Consider the following 20,257-nt stretch of genomic DNA (forward strand, 5'->3'; position numbering starts at 1 on the left):
AATGATATGGTTATAAAAAATTATTCCGAACTGATAAAGAGGGTAAAAAACAGACCTCCGAAGACCGTTATTGTCGTACAAGCCGATGATGTGCATGCACTTGAAGCGATAATTCACGCCGCTGACATGATAAAGGCCGTACTAGTCGGAAATACCGCTAAGATTGCTGATATATTGCGCTTGCTTGGCCAGAATCCAGCCGACTTCGACATGGTCCAGGTACCTGAAGATGAACATCCGTCGGTAACGGCAGCGGGTCTTGTCCAGGCTGGAAAGGGCGATATTATAATGAAAGGGAACATAAAGACAGGCGATTTACTGAAAGGGATTCTCGCAGAGGAGAGTGGATTGCGAAAGTCCGGACAAATGTCGCATCTCGCCATAATGGAAATTCCCAATTACCATAAGTTGGTTTTTTTAACAGACTGCGGTATGTGTTTGAATCCGGATCTTGATCAGAAAAAGCAAATACTGTTAAATACAATCCAGTTTATGCATTTGCTGGGGTACGAGCATTGTAAAGCGGCGGCATTGTGTTCGGTAGAAGACTTAAATCCTAAAATGCCTGAAACGAATGATGCTTCTGAATTAAAGCGTAAGTCGCTTCTAAATGAATTGCCGGGATGTTATGTGGAAGGACCGATATCTTACGACCTTGCAATGAGCTCCGAATCTGCCCGCATTAAAGGGTTTGCCTGTTCTTGCCCGGGTGATTTTGACATTTTGCTGGCCCCTAATATGTTGACAGGCAATATTCTTGGTAAGTGTCTGGTCTATAGTGCGGGAAGCAAAATGGCAGGACTGGTGCTGGGGGCCAGGGTGCCTATTGTAGTAACATCACGTAGTTCCACTGCAGAGGAAAAATATAACTCTATTGCCGTAGCAGCAAGTATATGATCGGAGGGATTATTTGCCTGCGCGAATCTTAATATTAAATCCAGGTTCTACCTCGACGAAAATAGCTGTATTTCAGGATGAAAAACAAGTCTTAGCAGAAACAATACAACATACAAATGAAATCAACAATTTCAACTGGGTAATGGAACAAGTGAATTATCGGCGAGAATTAATAGTGCATGCGTTAAAAGAAAACATGTTCTGTATGACAACACTCACTGCAATATGCGCCCGCGGCGGAATGATACCCTTGTGCCCAGCAGGGGCATTTGAAATTAATAAAACCATGGTTGACTATATATACTCGGTGAAAAAAGCCGCCCATGTGGCCAATATTGGCTGTGTAATTGCTTATGATATGGCTGAGGCGCTCAACATACCTGCGTATATATACGATCCGGTCAGCGTTGATGAATTACAGCCAGTTGCCCGGATCAGCGGTATGCCTGAATTGCGGCGAGTCTGCCGCGGACACGCATTGAATACGCGCGCTATGGCGAGAAAGTGTGCCCAAGAGCGGCTGGGCAAGCATTTTTCTGAGTGTACGTTCATAGTTGTGCATCTTGGTAGCGGTACCTCGGTTCGGTTAATAAAGAATGGTATTACCATTGACGCCAATAGTGATGATGATGGCTGTATTTCGCTTGAGCGGTCAGGTAATGTGGCCGCTGTACCCTTGATTCAGCTGTGCTTTTCAGGCCAATACACGGAGGCGGAAATGCTGAACAAAATCCGGGGCAATGGTGGATTGAAGGCCTATCTGGGTACGAGCAATCTATGCAAGATAGAAACAATCATTAAAAACGGCGACGACAACGCAAAATTGTATTATGAGGCTCTAGCTTACACTACTGCTAAAGACGTTGGCGCAATGGCAGCTGTGGTTGCCGGGGATATAGACAGAATAATTCTTACGGGCGGCGCTGCCAATTCAAAGATGCTGACCGACCTGATTTCTAAGCGGATAAGCTTTATTGCGCCGGTAGAATTAATGCCAGGCGAGTTTGAGATGCAAGCAATGGCGGCGGGAACACTGCGAGTCCTGAACGGAGAGGAGAAGGCTCACTGTTTTACTCTATGATCTTTTTTAATCCAGGCCGGCAGGGAATGAAAAATCCCGGCTGATTGCCGGGATTTATATCTTTCCGGGGGTTAAGGCGTTGCTCCGTCAAGCTCCGGAGCGCGTAACTGACCGTATAAAAAACCGTCTGATTAAGGACGGCTGGCAGTGGTAAATACTAAGTTTATACAAAGAGCCCGTAATGATCTTCGCTCCAGCCAATACCGATCATTACATACCTATAAGCAATCTTTCGACTGCTCACAAGCATTACACAACCGGCACTGACCTTTGCTCGACTGCCAGAAATACCTGCCGAACCTGCTGCAATCTCCCGACTGCAACAGACCCATCTTACCCGGCTGACCGGGCAAGGTCTCCAGCACCCCTGACAGTCTTAGCTCGACAGCTATAAATCCTTTTTGACCATACGACAACAACCTGAGCGGCTGCCGTACAGCCATACAAGACCTATAACCATCTTCCCGCCGACCAATACCGAACCTACTGATCCGATACTAATCTTTGGCCGATTTATGCCGAACCGACAAAGATCCGACACCAATCTTGGCTCAACCATTACGAACCCTTTACACTACTTATTATCTCAATATCATTTGCAATTATGCCTGGGAAATATTACTATGAACTTGGGATGGCTCATAGACAAAGGGGTGAGGGACATTAAACAAGCGCGCATGATACTCCGGGCATTTTCCGCCAGCGGCTTTCAGGCCTATATTGTGGGCGGGGCAGTACGCGATTTGCTGCTGGGAATAACGCCTACCGATGTTGATATATGCACAAGCGCCAAACCGGAAGAAATTATGGCGGTCGCGGCCCGGCACGGGTGGAATACTGAGGCGGTGGGGGCTGCTTTTGGCAGCATTATGGTAATTGTTAATGGCCAACCTTATGATGTCACTACTTTTCGCCGTGAGGAATATGGCCTGGACAGCCATCGGCCAAGTAAAGTAGAGTGGGGCGTCAGACTGGAAGACGATTTGTCCAGACGTGATTTTACCATCAATACCTTATGTATTGATGGTAATGGCGATATAATTGATTTATTTGGCGGGCTTCAGGATCTTAGGCATTCTATTATTAGAGCGGTTGGCGACCCCTGCGTCAGGTTTGCTGAGGACGCTTTGCGAATGTTTCGCGCGGCGCGGTTTGCAGCGCAACTGGGTTTCGCCCTGGACAGGAGCATTTATCCGGCAGTTGCCGCTCATTTGCAAAGGGTCCGCGGCTTATCGGTGGAGCGGGTTCGCAACGAAATTGAAAGAACGTTATTAGCAAAATATGCCGGGCGCGGGCTAACCTTTATGCTTACTTCGGGACTCTTGAATCAGGAATGCCGGCAGCGACAGGCGCAGCGTGACAGCTATACGCCAATTCTACCGGAACTTTGCCATTTATACCGGCTGCCGCAGAACTCCCGCTATCATCATTTAGATGGTTGGCGGCATACGGTCAGCGCAGTGGAACATATTCCTGCCAACCTTACTTTACGCTGGGCGGCGTTGCTGCATGATATTGGCAAAGGCTGTCCCGGAATCAGGGGCTGCAACGAAGCCGGTCAGCCGACGGATTACGGACATGATAAGGCCGGAGCGGCTATGGCCGGAGTTATTCTCAAACGGTTAAAGGTTGACCGGGAAGTGGCCGGGCGGGTTGTCTGGCTTGTTGCAAATCATATGCACGGACCTCAGGAGAATTTGAAATCGGTGGTAAAATGGCTGCGCAAGCGCGCGAAGGAATTTTACAGCCCGGAACAATTAGCGCAGGCCATCAGGCAGTTGTTTGAGCTGTACCGGGCCGACGGTTTGGCAACCCGCCACAAATTAAACCGCAGGTTTACTGAGATGGAGCAGGCGGTGACCGATTGTTTGGCGGCGCTGCCTTTTTATCCGGTGCAGCTGGCGATATCCGGCGGGGATATCGCCAGCAGTCTGGGCGCAGGGCCACAGGTTGGCGAATTGCAAAAAAAATTTTTAGAACGTATTCAAGCCGGGCATCTAGAAAATACTAAAGAGGCATTGCTGGCGGCATTGGCTATTTATTGTAACCGGCGTCAGAAAATTGCCAGTCGGCTAGAATAGTAAAAATGTCCTTGTGTTATGTACGCAATGACTGTCTATTGGTAAGCTGCGCGTATCAGTGCCTGATATGCGGTGATTCATTAAGTATGCCGGGGCAAAGAAAAAATTTAATGAATTTTTACGATTTTTTTCTTGCAGTTTTAGTCAATTATGCTACAATCATATCATGTCTAAAAAGGCACACGAAAGAAGGGAGAGGGATATGAACAAGATCTTTAAACTCACACAACCTGCGGTGGAAACCCTGGCGGAAATTTATGGTACGCCGTTACTGGTGCTGTCACTGGCGCAAATTGAGTATAATTATAAATTTCTGGCGGAAAATTTGCCTGGGGTTAAGCTGCACTATGCGGTAAAAGCCAATCCTGACGAGCAAATTGTTCGTACGCTGGCCGGCTTGGGCTCCTGTTTTGACGTTGCGTCTGATGGTGAAATTCTGTCACTGACAGAGTTGGGAATAGCCCCGGACAGGATGGTTTACGCCAACCCTTTTAAAACCCATAACGGGCTGGCTGTGGCTAAGCGTACCGGTGTATATAAATTTACCTTTGATAGTGAAAGTGAAATATATAAAATGGCCAAAGCGGTTCCTGGCGGGGCCGTGCTGCTTAGGGTACGGGTAGACAATCCCAAGGCTTTGGTTGATTTAAATAAAAAGTTCGGAACTCATCCGGACGACGTGCTGCGTTTATTGACAATAGCCAGGGAACAAGGGCTGGATGTTGCCGGCTTATGTTTTCATGTCGGCAGCCAGTCGGTAACTGCCGATGCCTATGTGGATGCAATTCGTATTTGCCGCCGGTTATTTGATGAAGCAGCCCAGGCCGGCTTCAACCTGCGGATTTTGGATATTGGCGGCGGTTTTCCTGTACCGACGATTGATACTGAATTTGATATCCTCCAAATTACCCAAACCATCAGCCGGAGCCTCAGTAAATATTTTCCCGCTACGGAAATTTGGGCGGAACCGGGCCGCTTTATCTGCGCGACTGCCGTAAACCTGATCACCAGAGTAATCGGCACGCAGCAGCGCAATAATCAACAGTGGTATTTCCTGGATGATGGCTTATACGGCACCTTTTCCGGGGTGATTTTTGATCACTGGGATTTTGAATTGATTTCTTTTAAATCCGGCGATCCAATTGCCGCTACTTTTGCCGGGCCAAGTTGCGATTCCCTTGATGTTATGTTTAGAGATAAACTTACTGTACCGTTGAATATGGATGATCTGATTTTAGTGCCAAACTGCGGTTCTTATACTTCGGCCTCAGCAACCGTATTTAACGGCTTTGCCAAGACCGCGCGGGTAGTATGGGAAGATGTAAAACAAGACATTGAAAAGACGGTTAAAGATTCGACCAATAAAAGTATTGCCTAGTGCGGCAAGAGCTGGCTCAATATTATTGAGCCAGCTTCTTTTTCGATTTAAATTCCCCGGAGGCGGCTAAAATGACCCGCCGGTACAAATGGTTTACTGCTTGTTCCGCATAAGGATGCCTGCAAGTTATCCACAAAATTATTAACAATAGCCAAAAAGCTGTTGATAACTTGGGGTTAAAAATGCCTTGCTCCTGCGTTGAGGGAAAAAAGGGTGTGGATAAAATCGGGTTTTCCTGGGGATTAATTTTTTTATTTTTGTACAGGCGGTCAAATAAGATGTTATGATAGTATTAAAGAATGAAGAGTATTATGAAGCAATTTTTCCCGGATCAAGTTAAGCGTAAGTCCATTACCCTGATAGAGGTTAAGCAAATGATTTTGGAGAATTACTGGAGGAGCTACGATGGCGAAGAAAATAAGGGTGCTGATCGCTGACGATATCACAGCTACCAGGGATAATATCTATAAATTAATGGAGTTTCAGCCCGCTATGGTGGCGGCTGGCCAGGCCGCCACAGCCGAAGAGGCGATTACATTAGCGCAGCAAATCGAACCGGATGTTATTTTGATGGATGTTAATATGCCTGGCATGGACGGCATTACAGCGGCGGGGTTGATTAAACAAAAGCTGCCGGCTGTCGGTATTGTCCTGATGAGTGTCCAAGGTGAGGATGAGTATATCAATAAGGCTCTGTTAGCCGGGGCTGCGGGTTATTTGACCAAACCGTTCACCAGCGATGAATTGCTGGCTGCAGTTGAAAGTGTTTGCTTCAATAAAAGCTCTGAAGCCCAGTTAGGCCGGGTGATTACCGTATTCAGCAGTAAAGGCGGAATGGGTAAAACGATGCTGGCCACTAATTTGGCGGTTGCTCTTGCCCGAACGACCGGACAAAAGGTTGCTATCGTTGATGGCAACCTGCAATTTGGTGATGTAGCTTTATTTCTGGATTTGCTGCCGCGTAAAACGATCGCCGACTTAGTTTTGAAGATTGCCGACCCTGGTCTAATCAGGCTTGACGAGTATCTTTGCGAGTGTGACCATTCTGTCGCAGTCTTGCCGGCGCCCTTTAGATTTGAGCAGGCAGAGCTTATTACCGGGGATCATTTTAGCGCTATTTTGCAATTAATGCGGCAACAGTTTACATATGTCATTGTAGATACCGCTTCCGCCCTTAACAATATCACCCGGGCAGCCCTAAAGGATGCCGAACAGCTCCTGATCGTATCGTCGATGGACTTGCCGGCAATAAAAAATCTAAAGTTATGTTTAGAAATTCTGGATAATTTCCATTATCCGCACGATAAGATCAAGCTCATTCTTAACAGGGCAAATTCAGAAGGCGGCATGGTGCCGGGTGAAGTGGAAGAAAGCCTGCAATGCGCTTTTACGGCGATGCTGCCGAGCGAGGGCAGAACGGTGGTGTCTTCGGTGAATAAAGGTATTCCCTTTGTGATTAGCAATCCTGAAACTCCAATAGCGCAGGGCATTTTTAAATTAGCGGCACATATTGTGAACGACACGGGTAAGCTTTTCCTGTAATGTAGGGCCGGACTTTGGAATGATGGAGCAGCTTGGGGCAATACGACGGTTGGGGATGGAAACATGAATAATTTGGACTTTAAACAACTGGATAAAATTGTAAAAAACACCTTGTTGGCCGTGGAGCAAAGCAAAACACAAATATTTGAAATATATGAGGCTGCACGGGCTGAAATGGAACGGGTAAACAAAGATGTCGAGCGAATCAAGCAAGAGGCAATCGACATTATTTTTCACGTCGATGATTTGGAGAAAAAAGAGCGCAGGGCGCGGTTGCGCTTAATGGAGGTAAGCCGTAATTTTAATGTCTATAGTGAGGATGACATTAAACATTGCTACGATGAAGCTAAAAATCTTCAGGTAAGCCTGGCTGTCGCCAGAGAGCAGGAACAAAGCTACCGCCGGCAGCGGGATGAGCTGGAAGTGCGGTTGAAGCAACTGAAAGATACCGTCGAGAAAGCGGAAGGTCTGGTGTCTCAGGTTGGGGTGGTTTTGGGGTATCTGGGCAATGAGATGAACGGGGTGGTTAACAAAATTGAGTCACTGCAGCAAAGTCAGCTGTTTGGCGCCAAAATCATCAAAGCCCAGGAAGAGGAACGGCGGCGTGTAGCCAGGGAGATTCATGACGGGCCGGCCCAGCTCATGGCCAATGTTGTATTCCGGGCTGAAGTATGCGAGCGGCTGATTGATATTGACATCAACCGGGCCAAACAGGAATTGAAGGACCTCAGGGGCCAGGTTCGCGATTGTTTAAAAGAAACCAGAAAAATTATTTTCGATTTACGGCCAATGACGCTGGACGATTTAGGACTTGTTCCTACCGTTAAAAGATTTCTGGACACATTTAAAGGGCGCTGCGGCGCTATTGCCGAAATCAGGATTCTCGGCGATGAGCAACGTCTGGATTCCTATGTGGAAGTTGGTTTGTTTAGAATTATCCAGGAAGCGCTGAATAATGTTGAGAAACATGCCAATGCAACGCTGGTCAAGGTGGTGCTGGAGTTCCGGGACGATTTTGTGCAGGCTGTGATTGAGGATAATGGCAAAGGCTTTGATACCAGTGAGAACGTTGATAGTGCAAGCTTCGGCTTGCTGGGCATGCGTGAACGGATTAATTTACTGCAGGGTCAGGTGGATATCATTTCTGAAATCGGCAAAGGCAGTAAGGTTTGCATTAAAGTACCGATAAATAAGCCGGTATTATCCTAATCCAGTACTCCCTATGGCGTACCATCCCTGGCGGTTCCGCCCAGTAATGGTACGCCAGTGCTTTCTTGTGCTGCGGTTGTCTCGCCTTAAGCATGAAATTCCGGACAAGGGACGGGCTAATTAAAGCATGTTTAGCTTTACAAGGATTTTTTCGGACTTGCTCGTATCCGTGAAAATCCTTGTAAACTTTCCTTATAGCTTCTGAGCCGAGGCAATAGGCGGCATTGACCGCCAACAGTGCCGCCTTATTTCAGAGGAGGATAAATTGACAAAATTTAGAAATTGTAGTATTTTGATAATGAGTTGCTTATGAATTGATTATATCTATGACAATTACTGCTTTAATTGATGATTTTTACTATTCTATAGACCTGCAGGCTTCATAACAGTTTAGACGGTTATGTTGAATGATTGAGAGGGTTAAGCTTTGAGATTTTTTTTTACCTTGCGCGTAAAACTGTTTTTAGCGATTATTGGTATTAATCTTATTGCAATAATCGCGATAGCTGTTATATTCTACAAAAGCTCCGCGCAATTTCTCGAGCAGGAATATGCAAAAGCCTTGATTGAATACTCCTTTATAGGCGCCAAAAATTTAGATCAAGACTTTCAGACTGTTTACCATTCGGCGGTCATTGCTTCTCTAGATCCGGAGATTAAGCAGGCTTTGGATAATTTTCAAAGGTTTGGTCAAGACCGTTTTCTTTTGACAGCGGCTGAGACGTTACAAAAATATAAGTCGGAGAATCACCGGATTGATTTAATTTATCTTTTCTTACCAAACAGCGATGTACTTATTAAATCGTCGGAATATAAGCCCATCCAAAGGATTTCTGCAAATTTAACGCCGGACTGGACGGCCTTGTTTCAACCCACCGGGTTGAAACAAACATTGGCCCCTGTTTATATTACTGATACATTCAGCGTTGTTCCTAAGCCGGTTTTTATGTATCTGAAGCCGATAGAAATAAATGCTGAACAGAAGGCTTGGCTGGCAGTTCTTATGGATGAACGCAGGATCTATTATAACCATTTGGACAGTATTGCGAGAGAACATGACATCAATGTCTATCTGGTCAATCAGGACAGGGAAATTGTCTCCAGCAGTAACCGTCAGATGCAAAAGGATAGCTTTTTACCTGCCGCTTTCATGGATTCAGTGACAGAACCTTTTGTCGGAAAGGCTGTTTATCAACAGGATGGCACCGAATATTTAGGTGTTTATAATAAATCGCCGTTTTCCGGTTATTATACGGTATTGCTGGCAAAGCGGGATAATATTATTGGACGTCTGCTGCTACTGCAATACAGCATTGTTTCCCTGGCTGTTGCAGTGCTGTTTTTATCTTTAATCCCGGCGTATTACATGGCCAAGCGGGTGAATAAGCCAATAGAAAATTTAAAGCAGGCAATGGAACGGATAAGTTACGGCGACTTGACGGCAAAAGCAACGGTTTACGGCCATGACGAAATTGGCAGTTTGAGCGCCGGGTTTAATGATATGGTCTCCCATATCCGGCAATTGGTTGAAGATTTGGTGACTGAGCGGACACTAAAAAAACAGGCTGAATTAAACGCATTGCAATACCAGATCAGGCCGCATTTTATTTATAACACATTAAACTCTATCCGATTTGTGGCCATTATGCAGGGACAAAAGAATATTGGCAGTCTCTTGGGAAAGTTTATTGACCTGCTGCAGGTCAGCAGCAATCGCAAGGGAAGTTTTGCCTCCCTGCGGGATGAACTGGATACATTGAAAAAATACATTGCTTTGCAGCAATTCCGGCGTATGGATAGTTTCACCGTCGCTTACCGGGTAGATGAAGCGGTACTGGACTACTGCGCACCCCGGCTTATTTTGCAGCCACTGGTCGAAAACAGCATAGTGCATGGTCCAAGCGGGAACAAGCCAATCTGCCATGTCACAATAGGCGCTGAGCTTGAACAGGGCTGTTTGGTTTTGTATGTTGAAGACGACGGCAAGGGAATGACCCGGGAAGAAATTGCCGCAGTATACTCAGAAAATTCAATTGAAAAAGGTGAATACACCCATATTGGAATATTTAATATTCGGGAGCGATTAAGACTTTATTATGGAGACAAAGGAAAACTGGAATATGTAAGTGATGGCCGGACGTTTACCAGGGCCATTATCCATATTCCGGCGTCTAAAGATCCGCGGAAATATGAACTGTAGGGGAGAACTATGGAAAAGTTTTTTCTATACGTACTGATTATTACAACCTTGCTAAACATAAGCGGATGCGGTATTCAGGAAGAAAGGGACTCAATTGAACAGCCGAGATATACCATTGGAGCGGTTTTAAAATCCTTAGACAGCGAGCACTGGCTGGCTGTGCGGTCAGGAATGCTGCGGGCTGCGCAAGAGTATCACGTCAATGTGATTGTTTTATATGCCTCAAACGAATCTGCCGTTGCCGAGCAAAAACAAATGATTTGGGATATATTAGGCAATCAAATTGATGTATTGGCTGTTGCCTCCTGCGATTTAACCCAGAGCGAAGACTATCTGGAATATGCAAAGAGTAAAAACATTCCCGTATTTATGATTGATGAAAGGGTAGAAGGCATTCCTTATATTGGCTCCAATAATTACCGTATTGGACAAATGGCCGGGGCTTATTTAGCCGAGCAGATGAGCGGAGACGGAAAAATAGGAATTATTATGGGAAATCGGCGGCAAAATGCCCATCTTGAGCGGGTGGCGGGTCTTGAAGACTATCTTGCGCAGCATACGCAGATCAGAATTGTAGACTCCCGGCAGGCGGATAGTGATTTAAGGCAGGCATCCATCCAGGCTGAGGAAATGCTGGCCAATTTTTCTGATATTGACGGAATTTTTGTGACCAGCGCCCGCATGGCTTTAGGTGCGATTGAGTCTGAACGGGTAATGAAAAAGGCGAAGATTTATGTTGTTGGGGTAGATACGCAAAATGACGCAATTTTGGCCATGATACAGGGGCGAATTGCTGCACTGGTTTCGCAAAACGGATATGAAATCGGCTATTTGACGATTCGCTCGATTGTGGAGGGTTTAGACAATCAAACGCTGAATCGGACGGCTTATATTGAAAACAATTTGATTACAAAAGACAATGCAGCCCAGTATTTAGCGCCTTCAAATCAGTAATGTTATGGTTTCGGGGAGGAGAAAATGATAAAGGTATTACTGGTAGATGATGACTTTTTGGTCCGAACCTATTTAAAGCAATTGATTGACTGGGAGCGCGAAGGCTTCTATTTGCTCGGCGCTGCAAAGGATGGCCATGAAGCCTTGCAGTTGGCGAGCGCACAAGCGCCTGACCTGATCATTACGGATGTCTGCATGCCGGTCATGGATGGTGTTGGATTGATTCGGGAATTAAAAGCAAGCGGGCATCCGGCTGGAATTATTGTATTAAGCTGTCACGATGACTTTGCTTTTGTGAAAGAAGCCATGCAATTAGGCGCCGATGAATACTTAATGAAAAATGATTTGGATGCGAACTATTTGATCGAGGTATTGAATAAAGTCGGTAATCAAATTTTTCGGCGTCACAACTGCGGGATGACAAAGAAACGCATTCATCAGTTGGCTGAAATTGGTTTGGAAAAATTGGGCTGTGATTTTGTTGTTTCTTTAAGCGAAGGGAATCCGCCGGAAGAAAAAATCAAAGCAATGGCTAAAGAGGCGGGCGTTTCATCACCTTTAGCCTCCTATGCTTTTTTAATCCTTAAAATTGGTGACTGGAAAAAAAGAAAAGAGGCTTTAAACGAAGGTGAGCGGGTGGTTTTTCAACGGTCATTTCTTCAAATGTGTCAAACGGCCCTGGAGGGAGCCCGTTATCCGGCAAAGCAGTTTTCTTATTGTTTTCAGCTGTCAGAAGCGGAATATGTGGTGCTGCTGGATTTTAGCGCAGAAGTCAGTACTGCACGAAAACACCAGACCCTGCATATGACGGCAGAGAACTTGTGCCGGTTTGGCGAGCGTTATTTTAACCTGGATCTGCTGGAGGGCTCCAGTACCATACAAAGCGGAATTGCATTGCTCCCTCAGGCCTATCATCAGGCGCAAGAGGCCTTGCAGCATCGTTTTTATGACGAAGGGCCCATTTTCCTGTTTGATGCCCTCTCGCCATTTACTTATCAACTGCCCAGGCCTGCAGAAGAGTTTCTCCTGCAGGCGGACAGACAGATCATTAAGGGGCCGGTTGAGGAACTGGAGCAGGATTTCGCCGGTGTTCTGGACTTATTACGGGCCAGACGGGTGTATCCCGGCCTGGTAAGAAAATGGCTGAAGGCAGTAAATGAACAAGCCGGCATTGAACAACCAGACCAGTTTTACCAGGCGATAGAGAAAATTACGGATATTGCCCAATGTCATCAACCCTATTGGCAAAAGGCAGCGGTTTTATCGGAAAACTACAGGGAAGGAACCCATCCGGCTGTCCGGCAGGCAATTGCATTCATTCAAAAAAATTATACACGACCCTTGTCTTTGCAAGATGCAGCGGTTTTTGTCCAGCTAAATCCGGCCTATTTTAGTTCTTTGTTCAAAAAGGATACCGGTATAACTTTTTCAGAATATCTATTGCAGTGCCGCATGAATAAAGTAAAAAGATTATTATTTACCACGAGCCGCCGGTTGAAGGATATTGCCCGGCAGTCCGGTTTTTACGATTACCGTCATTTTTGCAAATTATTTAAAATGCTTACCGGTAAAACGCCTCGTAATTACCGGCAGTCTATGGTCAAAGAGAATAATACGGCAACTTTTCATTAACTTGCCGGGGAAGATGGAACTAAAAAAACGACACCTGTTTTTGAAAAGGTGTCGTTTTTTTAGTTCATAATTAAGCGAATATTTAGATTATACACATTTTACAAAAAATACGAAGTTTTTTGTAAATAAATTCATTTATATAATGAAGTAGAAATCAGCTATGACAGAAAGAGACGCCTGGTTCCGCCCCATGGACGAACGTGAGAACCCTGCTGCAGAGCGTAATGGTCCTTGGTCAGGCTGATGAAGACTCAATGATAAGGGGGGATTATCTTTGGAAGCTAAGCAACAGGTATTTTCCGCAAATGCGAATCATTCACAGGCATATCTACGGACAATTATGATTATTGCCACTTTCGGCGGTCTGTTATTTGGCTATGACACCGGTGTTATTAACGGAGCCTTACCGTATATGTCGACGCCGGATCAGCTGAATTTAACGCCGTTAACAGAAGGAATTGTCGCCAGTTCCTTGCTGCTGGGCGCAGCCTTCGGCTCTGTTATCGGCGGACGGATGTCTGACCATCAGGGGCGCAGAAAAAATATTATTCAGCTGGCCATATTGTTTTTTGCCGCCACACTGGGCTGTGGTTTTTCGCCCAATGCCGAAGCGATGATTGTTTTTCGCTTTGCTCTTGGCTTGGCCGTTGGGGGCGCGTCGGTCACGGTGCCGACTTATCTGGCAGAAGTTTCACCATTGGAGCAAAGAGGGCGTATTGTTACCCAAAATGAACTCATGATTGTCAGCGGCCAGTTTTTGGCCTTTATCTGTAATGCGGTTCTTGGCGTTACGCTGGGGGACAGCGGCCATGTCTGGCGTTATATGCTGTTGGTAGCCGCCTTACCGGCTATTGTGCTGTTTTTTGGCATGCTGCGGATGCCGGAAAGCCCGCGCTGGTTAGCGTTAAAAGGACAGGTCGACGCAGCACTGGGCATATTGAAAAAGGTGCGTACGTCTGAAGAGCTTGCTGTTGCAGAGTTAAACGAGATTATGGACAATATTGCGGCGGAAAAAGATTCCGGCCGGGTAACCTTCAAAGATTTGCGCATACCCTGGATTCGCCGTATTATATTAGTAGGAATTGGCATTGCGACAACAACGCAGTTGACCGGCGTCAATACGATTATGTATTATGGCACGCAAATTTTAAAGGAAGCCGGTTTCAGCACGCAGGCAGCTCTGATTGGCAATACATTGAACGGGCTGACTTCGGTTGTAGCCGTTTGCGTCGGCATCGTACTGATTGGCAAAGTCAAACGGCGCCCCATGCTGATGACAGGCTTGGCCGGGACCAGCATGTCGCTGTTGCTCATTAGTATTGCATCCTATTGGTTTGCTGGATCACCATTGCTTCCTTATATTGTTCTTGGGCTGACAGTGCTTTTCCTGGCTTTTATGCAAGGATGTATAGGGCCGACCTTATGGTTGATTCTTGCTGAAATTATTCCCCTGCGGCTGCGGGGGCTGGGAATGGGGATCTGCATATTGTTCCACTGGATTACTAATTTTTTCGTGGGGCTTACCTTTCCGGTCTTAATGAGTACCTTGGGTTTGCACTTTACATTTCTGATTTTTGTGGTCATTGGCATTGGTTCCATTTTATTTGTAAAATTCTTTGTTCCGGAAACCAAAGACTACTCACTGGAAGAACTTGAAAGGTTTTTCCGCGACTTTCAAAATAAGGAAGTCCTGCGGTCGGGCTTAGGCAAAAGTTCATAAGAAGCACTGAGTAGCGGCTGGTTTGCATCCGGTATTGACAAATCGAACGAGAAGAGAAATAATGGAAATTGGTATTATTGGCGTTGGGTGTATTGGAAAAGTTCGTTTAGAAATATTTCTTGATTTGTTCAGGAGCTTTCGATAAAAAGGCGGCTGTTAAAATTGCGGAGGTGGAATGATGAGGCCTTGTGCGTGCATTGATACGCTATATACGGAATTGCCGTGGGAAGAGCGTTTTCGGGCGGCAAAGCAGGATGGCTTTGAAGCGGTGGAGTTTTGGGACTGGCGCAGCCGCGATCTTGATTTAATCCGAGCTTCGGCAGAGCAGGCTGAAATAAAAATCAGCGGCTTCAACGGGGATGCTGATTTTTCGCTAATCGATCCCAGGCATAAGCAACCGTATGTTGCTTTTTTGCAGCAGTCGATTGCTGCGGCAAAAAAAGTCGGCGCTGAAAGTGTTACCATTCATTCCAATGCGCTTGGTTCCAACGGCGAGGTTCTCCACAACTATCCTGAGTTGTCGGAGACGGTTAAACTCTGCTCGATGTATGATACATTACGGGCCTGCGCCAGATTGGCGGAGGAGCATAATATCAATATACATTTGGAGGCGCTGAATACCACTACGGATCATGTCGGCAATTTTTTGCAGCATACGCAAATGGCGGCAGAGATGACAGGCTTGATTCAATCGCCAAAACTCAAAATTTTATATGATATTTATCACATGCAATTAAATGAAGGCAGTATCTGCGATACACTGGATAAATATTATGACCAGATCGGCCATATTCATGTAGCCGATGCTCCCGGACGTCATGAACCCGGTACGGGAGAAATTAATTATATGAATGTATTCAGGAAGCTGAAGGCGCTGCAGTATACCGGGCGGATTGGTTATGAACTGTTTCCCGAGAGCAATACGCAACAGGCGGTAAAGGCGATTAAGCTCTATTGGAATATGTCAAATGAAGTTTAAACAGAACTGAAATGAGAAACCGGGCTGCCGCATAACGATCTCCCGCTCCTCGGTGAACTTAAGACTTAAGAAAAGCAAACAAGGGATCGATCCCTCTCGGTTTGAATAAGGCTTTAGCTATTGCCGAGCTGCCGTCTTTGGATTGCTGGCAGGCGTATTGCTGCGACAGCCCCGTTTGCTGGTGGACTGGTACGAAAGTCAGGCATCAAAATTTGCGGGTGAAAAATTGATTATCCTCTATCAGGCTTTCCGGGGTGTCGAAGCCCAGCCGGTGCAGCAGCTCAATGACATAGGGGTTGTCAATCGGCGTGGGATAAAGGGCCTTTTCGCCATAAGCGTTGACCTGATCCCGGGCCTCATCCTTGTTAATAATGGACTTTGGCCCGCCCACGCAGCCCCCAATGCAGCCCATGCCTTCGAAAAAATTGGCGCTGATCCTTCCGGACACCAATTCATTGATCATAGCCTTGCAATTGACCACTCCATCGGCCTGACGCGTTTTAATCGCAATTTTCCGGTCCGGATTAAGACGTTCGACTGTATTTTTTACAGCCTCGCTGACGCCGCCTACCCGGGCGTAAATCCGTCCGGCCCGGGAGGAGTTTTCTTTTTCATTGGCGGCAAACAGTGTTAAGTCTACATTCAGGAGAGCAAATAGCTCCTGGGTTTCCTGGAAGGTCAGCACATGGTCAATGGCTCCCTGCAAATCCGGTTCTTTCGCCTCCGCTTTCTTGGCGACGCAAGGACCTATAAACACGGTCAGAGCATCAGGCTGAAGAATTTTTACCGTACGGCCCGCCGCGATCATTGGCGACACGGTAGCTGGGACATGGGGCATCAGCTCGCTGTATATTTTGCGGATCATCGCGATCCACATCGGGCAGCAGCAGCTTGTCAGCTGGTAGTCATTTTCCGTATTGATATTTTTGTCAAACTCCAGCGCTTCTTTCAGGGTAAGGATATCGGCAAAAACGGCAATCTCGACCATGCCGTCGAAGCCCATTTGTTTAAACACATTGCGCAGCATGCCTGGCGTGACTTCTTCGCTGAATTGACCGATAAAGGCGGGCGCAATCAGGGCGTAAGCCAGTTTCTTTTTGCTGTGCAGAGACTCTATACAGGCCCGCACGTCTTTGGTGATATTCTTGCCGGCTTCAGAGGCTTTGACCAGGCAGGCCTCCAGGCTCCAGAAGACCGGGTGAATCTCCGGCTGAAAAAGGCAATTCAACTGACTTTGATCGAAGTCATCGAACAGGTCTCTGCGTGGTTCGCCACCAGCGGTCGCATTCTGAATTTTCTTGTACAAATCTTTAAATGTCTGCATGATCAACGGCTCCTTTAGGTTGAAAATTGCTTCAATTATACTTTTACGACAATAGCCATTACCTACTGTGATTTATAAGGTAACAGGCCAAGCCGCGGGAAAACGTCAAGACAAGAAAAACTTCTTGGCAGTATAAGCATAACCGTTATAAGCACAAAAATACAGCCTGGTTGCAATGCCTGCGCCGCATGCGGGAAAACCGGCGTAAGCCGGATGACAGATCGTTCAGGGGGTGGACTGACGGACGGGAATGTTATATTTTTTCATCCGGTTTAATACCCCGGTGTGAGACAAGCCGAGTATTTTAGCAACCTGGCGGGATGTTCCGTACTTACTGATCGTTTCGCGAAGAATAGTGTACTCTATTTCATCCAGTATTTCTTTCAATTTTCTGGGCTTGTCAGGCGCTGAAGGCACTGAAGGAACAGCGGGCTTTTCAGGCGTGATATGGTCCAGGATAATGTCATCCGGGGTGATTTCGCCGTGAGAGGAAAAACTAACGGCGCGTTCCATTACATTTTCTAATTCCCGCACGTTTCCAGACCAGTCGTGCTGAAGCAATTTTTCCATCGCAGGCTTTAAAATATGTTTAACCTGCTTTTTCAGGCGATGGTTTTTCTTAAACAACATACTTTCAATGAGCAGGGGTAAATCTTCCCTGCGTTCACGCAGGGGCGGAATGTGCAGGGGAATGACATTCAACCGGTAGTATAAATCCTCGCGGAAATTATTTTGGCGAACCATCTTTTCTAAGTTGCTGTGCGTTGCGGCAATAATCCGGACATCGACACTGATTTCCTGATTGCCGCCAATACGTTTGATTTTTCCTTCCTGCAGTACCCGCAATAATTTTGCCTGCAGACTGATGGAAAGCTCGCCAATTTCATCTAAAAATATTGTCCCGCCATTGGCATATTCAAAAAGTCCGGTCTTACCATACTTTTTTGCTCCGGTAAAAGCGCCCTCTTCATACCCGAACAGCTCACTTTCCAGCAGGGCATCCGGCAGCGCGGCGCAATTAACCGGTGCAAAAACTTTTTCCCGTCGCGGGCTTGCCATGTGAATGGATCTGGCAAAAAGCTCTTTTCCGGTGCCGCTTTCACCGCGGATAAGCACGGTGGAATCATTCTGGGCAACCCGTCTTGCCACATTGATCGTATTTTCCATTACCCGGCTGACATGCAAAATTTGCTCAAAGCTGTTAATGTCGGGTTTCGTTACCGAATACACCAATTCTTTTACATCTTTCATTGCCATCAATACTGCAACTGCGCCGATAATGACGCCGCCGTCATCCTTTATCGGCCGCCCGCTGGTAAGGTAATGGTGTTTGCCATTGGTGGTAGTAACGATAATTTCGCGGTTATTATAGGGCCGGCCGGTGTGCAGGATATCCGCTATCGGTATTTCCGACAAAAAAATATCATTAATTTTGGCGCCGATGACCTCCTCTTTTTTAAAGTTCAGCATGTTTTCGGCGGCAGTATTAAAATGAGTGATGATCTCCTGATGATTAATGGCTAATATAGCATCGCCAATGGTATCCATTACGGCTTTTAATTCTTGTTCCCGTTCCTGATAAGGCATACGGGATATTTTATCCACAGTGCCGACCTGCGGGATTTTACCCAATTGGGCAATGAGGGCAATTTCTTTATTGGAAGACAGAGATTCAATTTCCAGGTAGGTGATATCGGGCAGGACTTCCATGGAGAGAATATTGATATTTTGTCTGGCGAGGATACGCGAAATATCAAGAACAAGTCCCACCCGATCCTGATTGCAGATTTTCAAACAAAGATTGGCCATCTTTTTTCACTTCCTTTTCTTATCGTTGTAGTTTCCGAATAGAAAAATGCTGATAACAGTATAACACCCTGAAGTTTCAGAATGAAGAACTTTTTGTTGCATAAAATGTCAGTTATGTAATTAATTTGTTTACAAAAGAAAAATGCGGATTAAAACCGTTCCAACTGGAACGGTTTTAATCCGCATTTTGGAATGAAAACATTACAGAATAGAGAGTGAGAAGTTGATAAAGTCTGAATTATCTGTTTGGCATGATTATTGCATTAATAAGTGAGCAAGTGCTTAAGGCGGCACCTGTTAATTTATATTAAGACGGAGGTTTTTATTCATGATTATTGGCGTAGCGAAAGAGATTAAGAACAATGAAACCCGTGTCGGCTTGACGCCGGCAGGTACTGAGGTTCTGTGTAAAGCCGGACATACGGTAATGATTGAAAAGGGCGCAGGCGTTGGCTGCGGGTTCGCGGATGAAAGCTATCAACAAACCGGCGGATTAATTATTGCTGATAAAAAAGAGTTGTTTGACCGGGCTGAAATGATCATCAAAGTAAAAGAACCTTTGGCCGAAGAATATGGACTTTTTCATGAAGGACAGATCCTTTACACTTATCTGCATTTAGCGCCTGAGCCTAAACTGGCGCATGCTTTATTGGAAAAGAAAGTTATTGGCATCGCTTATGAAACCATTGTAGGACCTAACAATAGCTTGCCGCTGTTATCGCCGATGAGTGAAGTTGCAGGCCGTATGGCTGTGCAAATCGGCGCACAGCTTTTGGAAAAGCCTTGGGGCGGAAAGGGTATTCTCTTAGGCGGTGTACCAGGCGTGGAAGCTGCGCAGGTTGTCATTGTCGGCGGCGGCAATGTTGGTACAAATGCGGCTAAAATCGCAACCGGCATGGGCGCACGGGTTACCGTTCTTGATAAATCCACTGCGCGTCTGGCTTATCTGGATGACATTTTCGGCGGCAGAGTAGTCACCGTCATGTCCAACAGCTATAATATCGCCAGCTGGGTTAAAAAAGCCGACCTTGTAGTTGGCGCCGTTCTCATTCCCGGTGCAAAGGCTCCGAAACTGGTAAGTGAAGAAATGGTTAAATCGATGGAAGCCGGATCGGTTATTGTGGATGTGGCCATTGACCAGGGCGGTTCGGTCGCTACCATTGACCGGGTTACTACGCACAGTGAGCCGACCTTTGTCAAACATGGCGTAGTTCATTATTCCGTGGCGAATATGCCTGGCGCGGCATCCCGTACTGCTACTCTGGCATTGACTAACGCTACTATGGACTATGCGCTGCAAATTGCTAATAAAGGCTGGAAACAAGCTGTGCTTGACAATCCTGGACTGGCTCAGGGGGTTAATGTTCTTGACGGCAAAGTTACCTACAAAGCTGTAGCTGACTCCTTGAACCTGCCTTATGCGGCTTTGGAAACGCTCATCGGCTAATGTA

General features: G+C 46.2%; 14 protein-coding genes. 12 read left to right on the forward strand and 2 right to left on the reverse strand.

Features of this window, described 5'->3' with window-relative positions; translation table 11 throughout:
* The first annotated feature begins 6 nt into the window (after positions 1 to 6).
* The 11 genes from BLR06_RS07125 (at position 7) to BLR06_RS07180 (ending at position 15,673) form a co-directional block, all read left to right on the forward strand.
* A complete protein-coding gene (locus BLR06_RS07125; protein WP_092070505.1) occupies positions 7 to 897 on the forward strand; it encodes a phosphate acyltransferase in 891 nt (296 codons plus the stop codon).
* Between the two features lie 13 nt (positions 898 to 910).
* Complete coding sequence (gene buk / locus BLR06_RS07130) at positions 911 to 1,978, forward strand: butyrate kinase (RefSeq protein WP_092070508.1); 1,068 nt, start codon at positions 911 to 913, stop codon at positions 1,976 to 1,978.
* Positions 1,979 to 2,601: 623 nt separating this feature from the next.
* Positions 2,602 to 4,059: a CCA tRNA nucleotidyltransferase gene (locus BLR06_RS07140; protein WP_092070511.1), complete on the forward strand. Its 1,458-nt coding sequence runs from the start codon at positions 2,602 to 2,604 to the stop codon at positions 4,057 to 4,059.
* 202 nt (positions 4,060 to 4,261) lie between these two features.
* Positions 4,262 to 5,437: a type III PLP-dependent enzyme gene (locus tag BLR06_RS07145; RefSeq protein WP_092070514.1), complete on the forward strand. Its 1,176-nt coding sequence runs from the start codon at positions 4,262 to 4,264 to the stop codon at positions 5,435 to 5,437.
* Between the two features lie 405 nt (positions 5,438 to 5,842).
* Entirely contained in the window at positions 5,843 to 6,979 is a 1,137-nt protein-coding gene (locus tag BLR06_RS07150; RefSeq protein ID WP_092070517.1) for a CpaE/TadZ family protein, read from the forward strand.
* A 63-nt stretch (positions 6,980 to 7,042) separates the two neighbouring features.
* Complete coding sequence (locus tag BLR06_RS07155) at positions 7,043 to 8,188, forward strand: sensor histidine kinase (RefSeq protein ID WP_092070521.1); 1,146 nt, start codon at positions 7,043 to 7,045, stop codon at positions 8,186 to 8,188.
* Between the two features lie 427 nt (positions 8,189 to 8,615).
* Complete coding sequence (locus BLR06_RS07160; protein ID WP_092070524.1) at positions 8,616 to 10,388, forward strand: sensor histidine kinase; 1,773 nt, start codon at positions 8,616 to 8,618, stop codon at positions 10,386 to 10,388.
* Between the two features lie 9 nt (positions 10,389 to 10,397).
* Complete coding sequence (locus tag BLR06_RS07165; protein WP_092070527.1) at positions 10,398 to 11,342, forward strand: substrate-binding domain-containing protein; 945 nt, start codon at positions 10,398 to 10,400, stop codon at positions 11,340 to 11,342.
* 24 nt (positions 11,343 to 11,366) lie between these two features.
* Entirely contained in the window at positions 11,367 to 12,974 is a 1,608-nt protein-coding gene (locus tag BLR06_RS07170) for a response regulator (protein ID WP_092070530.1), read from the forward strand.
* A gap of 274 nt (positions 12,975 to 13,248) precedes the next feature.
* Positions 13,249 to 14,694, forward strand: a complete 1,446-nt coding sequence (locus BLR06_RS07175) for a sugar porter family MFS transporter (protein WP_092070533.1) — start codon at positions 13,249 to 13,251, stop codon at positions 14,692 to 14,694.
* A 175-nt stretch (positions 14,695 to 14,869) separates the two neighbouring features.
* Positions 14,870 to 15,673, forward strand: a complete 804-nt coding sequence (locus BLR06_RS07180) for a TIM barrel protein (RefSeq protein ID WP_245698056.1) — start codon at positions 14,870 to 14,872, stop codon at positions 15,671 to 15,673.
* 205 nt (positions 15,674 to 15,878) lie between these two features.
* Here the strand turns inward: BLR06_RS07180 and BLR06_RS07185 are convergent, their stop codons facing one another.
* Positions 15,879 to 16,997, reverse strand: a complete 1,119-nt coding sequence (locus BLR06_RS07185; protein ID WP_092070539.1) for a [Fe-Fe] hydrogenase large subunit C-terminal domain-containing protein — start codon at positions 16,995 to 16,997, stop codon at positions 15,879 to 15,881.
* 225 nt (positions 16,998 to 17,222) lie between these two features.
* Positions 17,223 to 18,806, reverse strand: a complete 1,584-nt coding sequence (locus BLR06_RS07190; protein WP_092070543.1) for a sigma 54-interacting transcriptional regulator — start codon at positions 18,804 to 18,806, stop codon at positions 17,223 to 17,225.
* A 328-nt stretch (positions 18,807 to 19,134) separates the two neighbouring features.
* On the opposite strand from BLR06_RS07190, the gene ald reads away from it, so the two are divergent.
* Positions 19,135 to 20,253, forward strand: coding sequence for an alanine dehydrogenase (gene ald, locus BLR06_RS07195; protein WP_092070546.1), 1,119 nt, complete (start codon positions 19,135 to 19,137; stop codon positions 20,251 to 20,253).
* Positions 20,254 to 20,257 lie beyond the last annotated feature (4 nt).

The sequence above is a fragment of the Dendrosporobacter quercicolus genome (assembly GCF_900104455.1).
Lineage (GTDB): Bacteria > Bacillota > Negativicutes > DSM-1736 > Dendrosporobacteraceae > Dendrosporobacter > Dendrosporobacter quercicolus.

What these genes read in the sequence shown, in the direction of transcription:
- BLR06_RS07125 (WP_092070505.1), top strand. Translation starts at nt 7, where the DNA reads ATGGTTATAAAAAATTATTCCGAACTGATAAAGAGGGTAAAAAACAGA.
- BLR06_RS07140 (WP_092070511.1), top strand. Translation starts at nt 2,602, where the DNA reads ATGAACTTGGGATGGCTCATAGACAAAGGGGTGAGGGACATTAAACAA.
- BLR06_RS07145 (WP_092070514.1), top strand. Translation starts at nt 4,262, where the DNA reads ATGAACAAGATCTTTAAACTCACACAACCTGCGGTGGAAACCCTGGCG.
- BLR06_RS07150 (WP_092070517.1), top strand. Translation starts at nt 5,843, where the DNA reads ATGGCGAAGAAAATAAGGGTGCTGATCGCTGACGATATCACAGCTACC.
- BLR06_RS07155 (WP_092070521.1), top strand. Translation starts at nt 7,043, where the DNA reads ATGAATAATTTGGACTTTAAACAACTGGATAAAATTGTAAAAAACACC.
- BLR06_RS07165 (WP_092070527.1), top strand. Translation starts at nt 10,398, where the DNA reads ATGGAAAAGTTTTTTCTATACGTACTGATTATTACAACCTTGCTAAAC.
- BLR06_RS07170 (WP_092070530.1), top strand. Translation starts at nt 11,367, where the DNA reads ATGATAAAGGTATTACTGGTAGATGATGACTTTTTGGTCCGAACCTAT.
- BLR06_RS07180 (WP_245698056.1), top strand. Translation starts at nt 14,870, where the DNA reads ATGATGAGGCCTTGTGCGTGCATTGATACGCTATATACGGAATTGCCG.
- BLR06_RS07185 (WP_092070539.1), bottom strand. Translation starts at nt 16,997, where the DNA reads ATGCAGACATTTAAAGATTTGTACAAGAAAATTCAGAATGCGACCGCT.
- BLR06_RS07190 (WP_092070543.1), bottom strand. Translation starts at nt 18,806, where the DNA reads ATGGCCAATCTTTGTTTGAAAATCTGCAATCAGGATCGGGTGGGACTT.
- ald (WP_092070546.1), top strand. Translation starts at nt 19,135, where the DNA reads ATGATTATTGGCGTAGCGAAAGAGATTAAGAACAATGAAACCCGTGTC.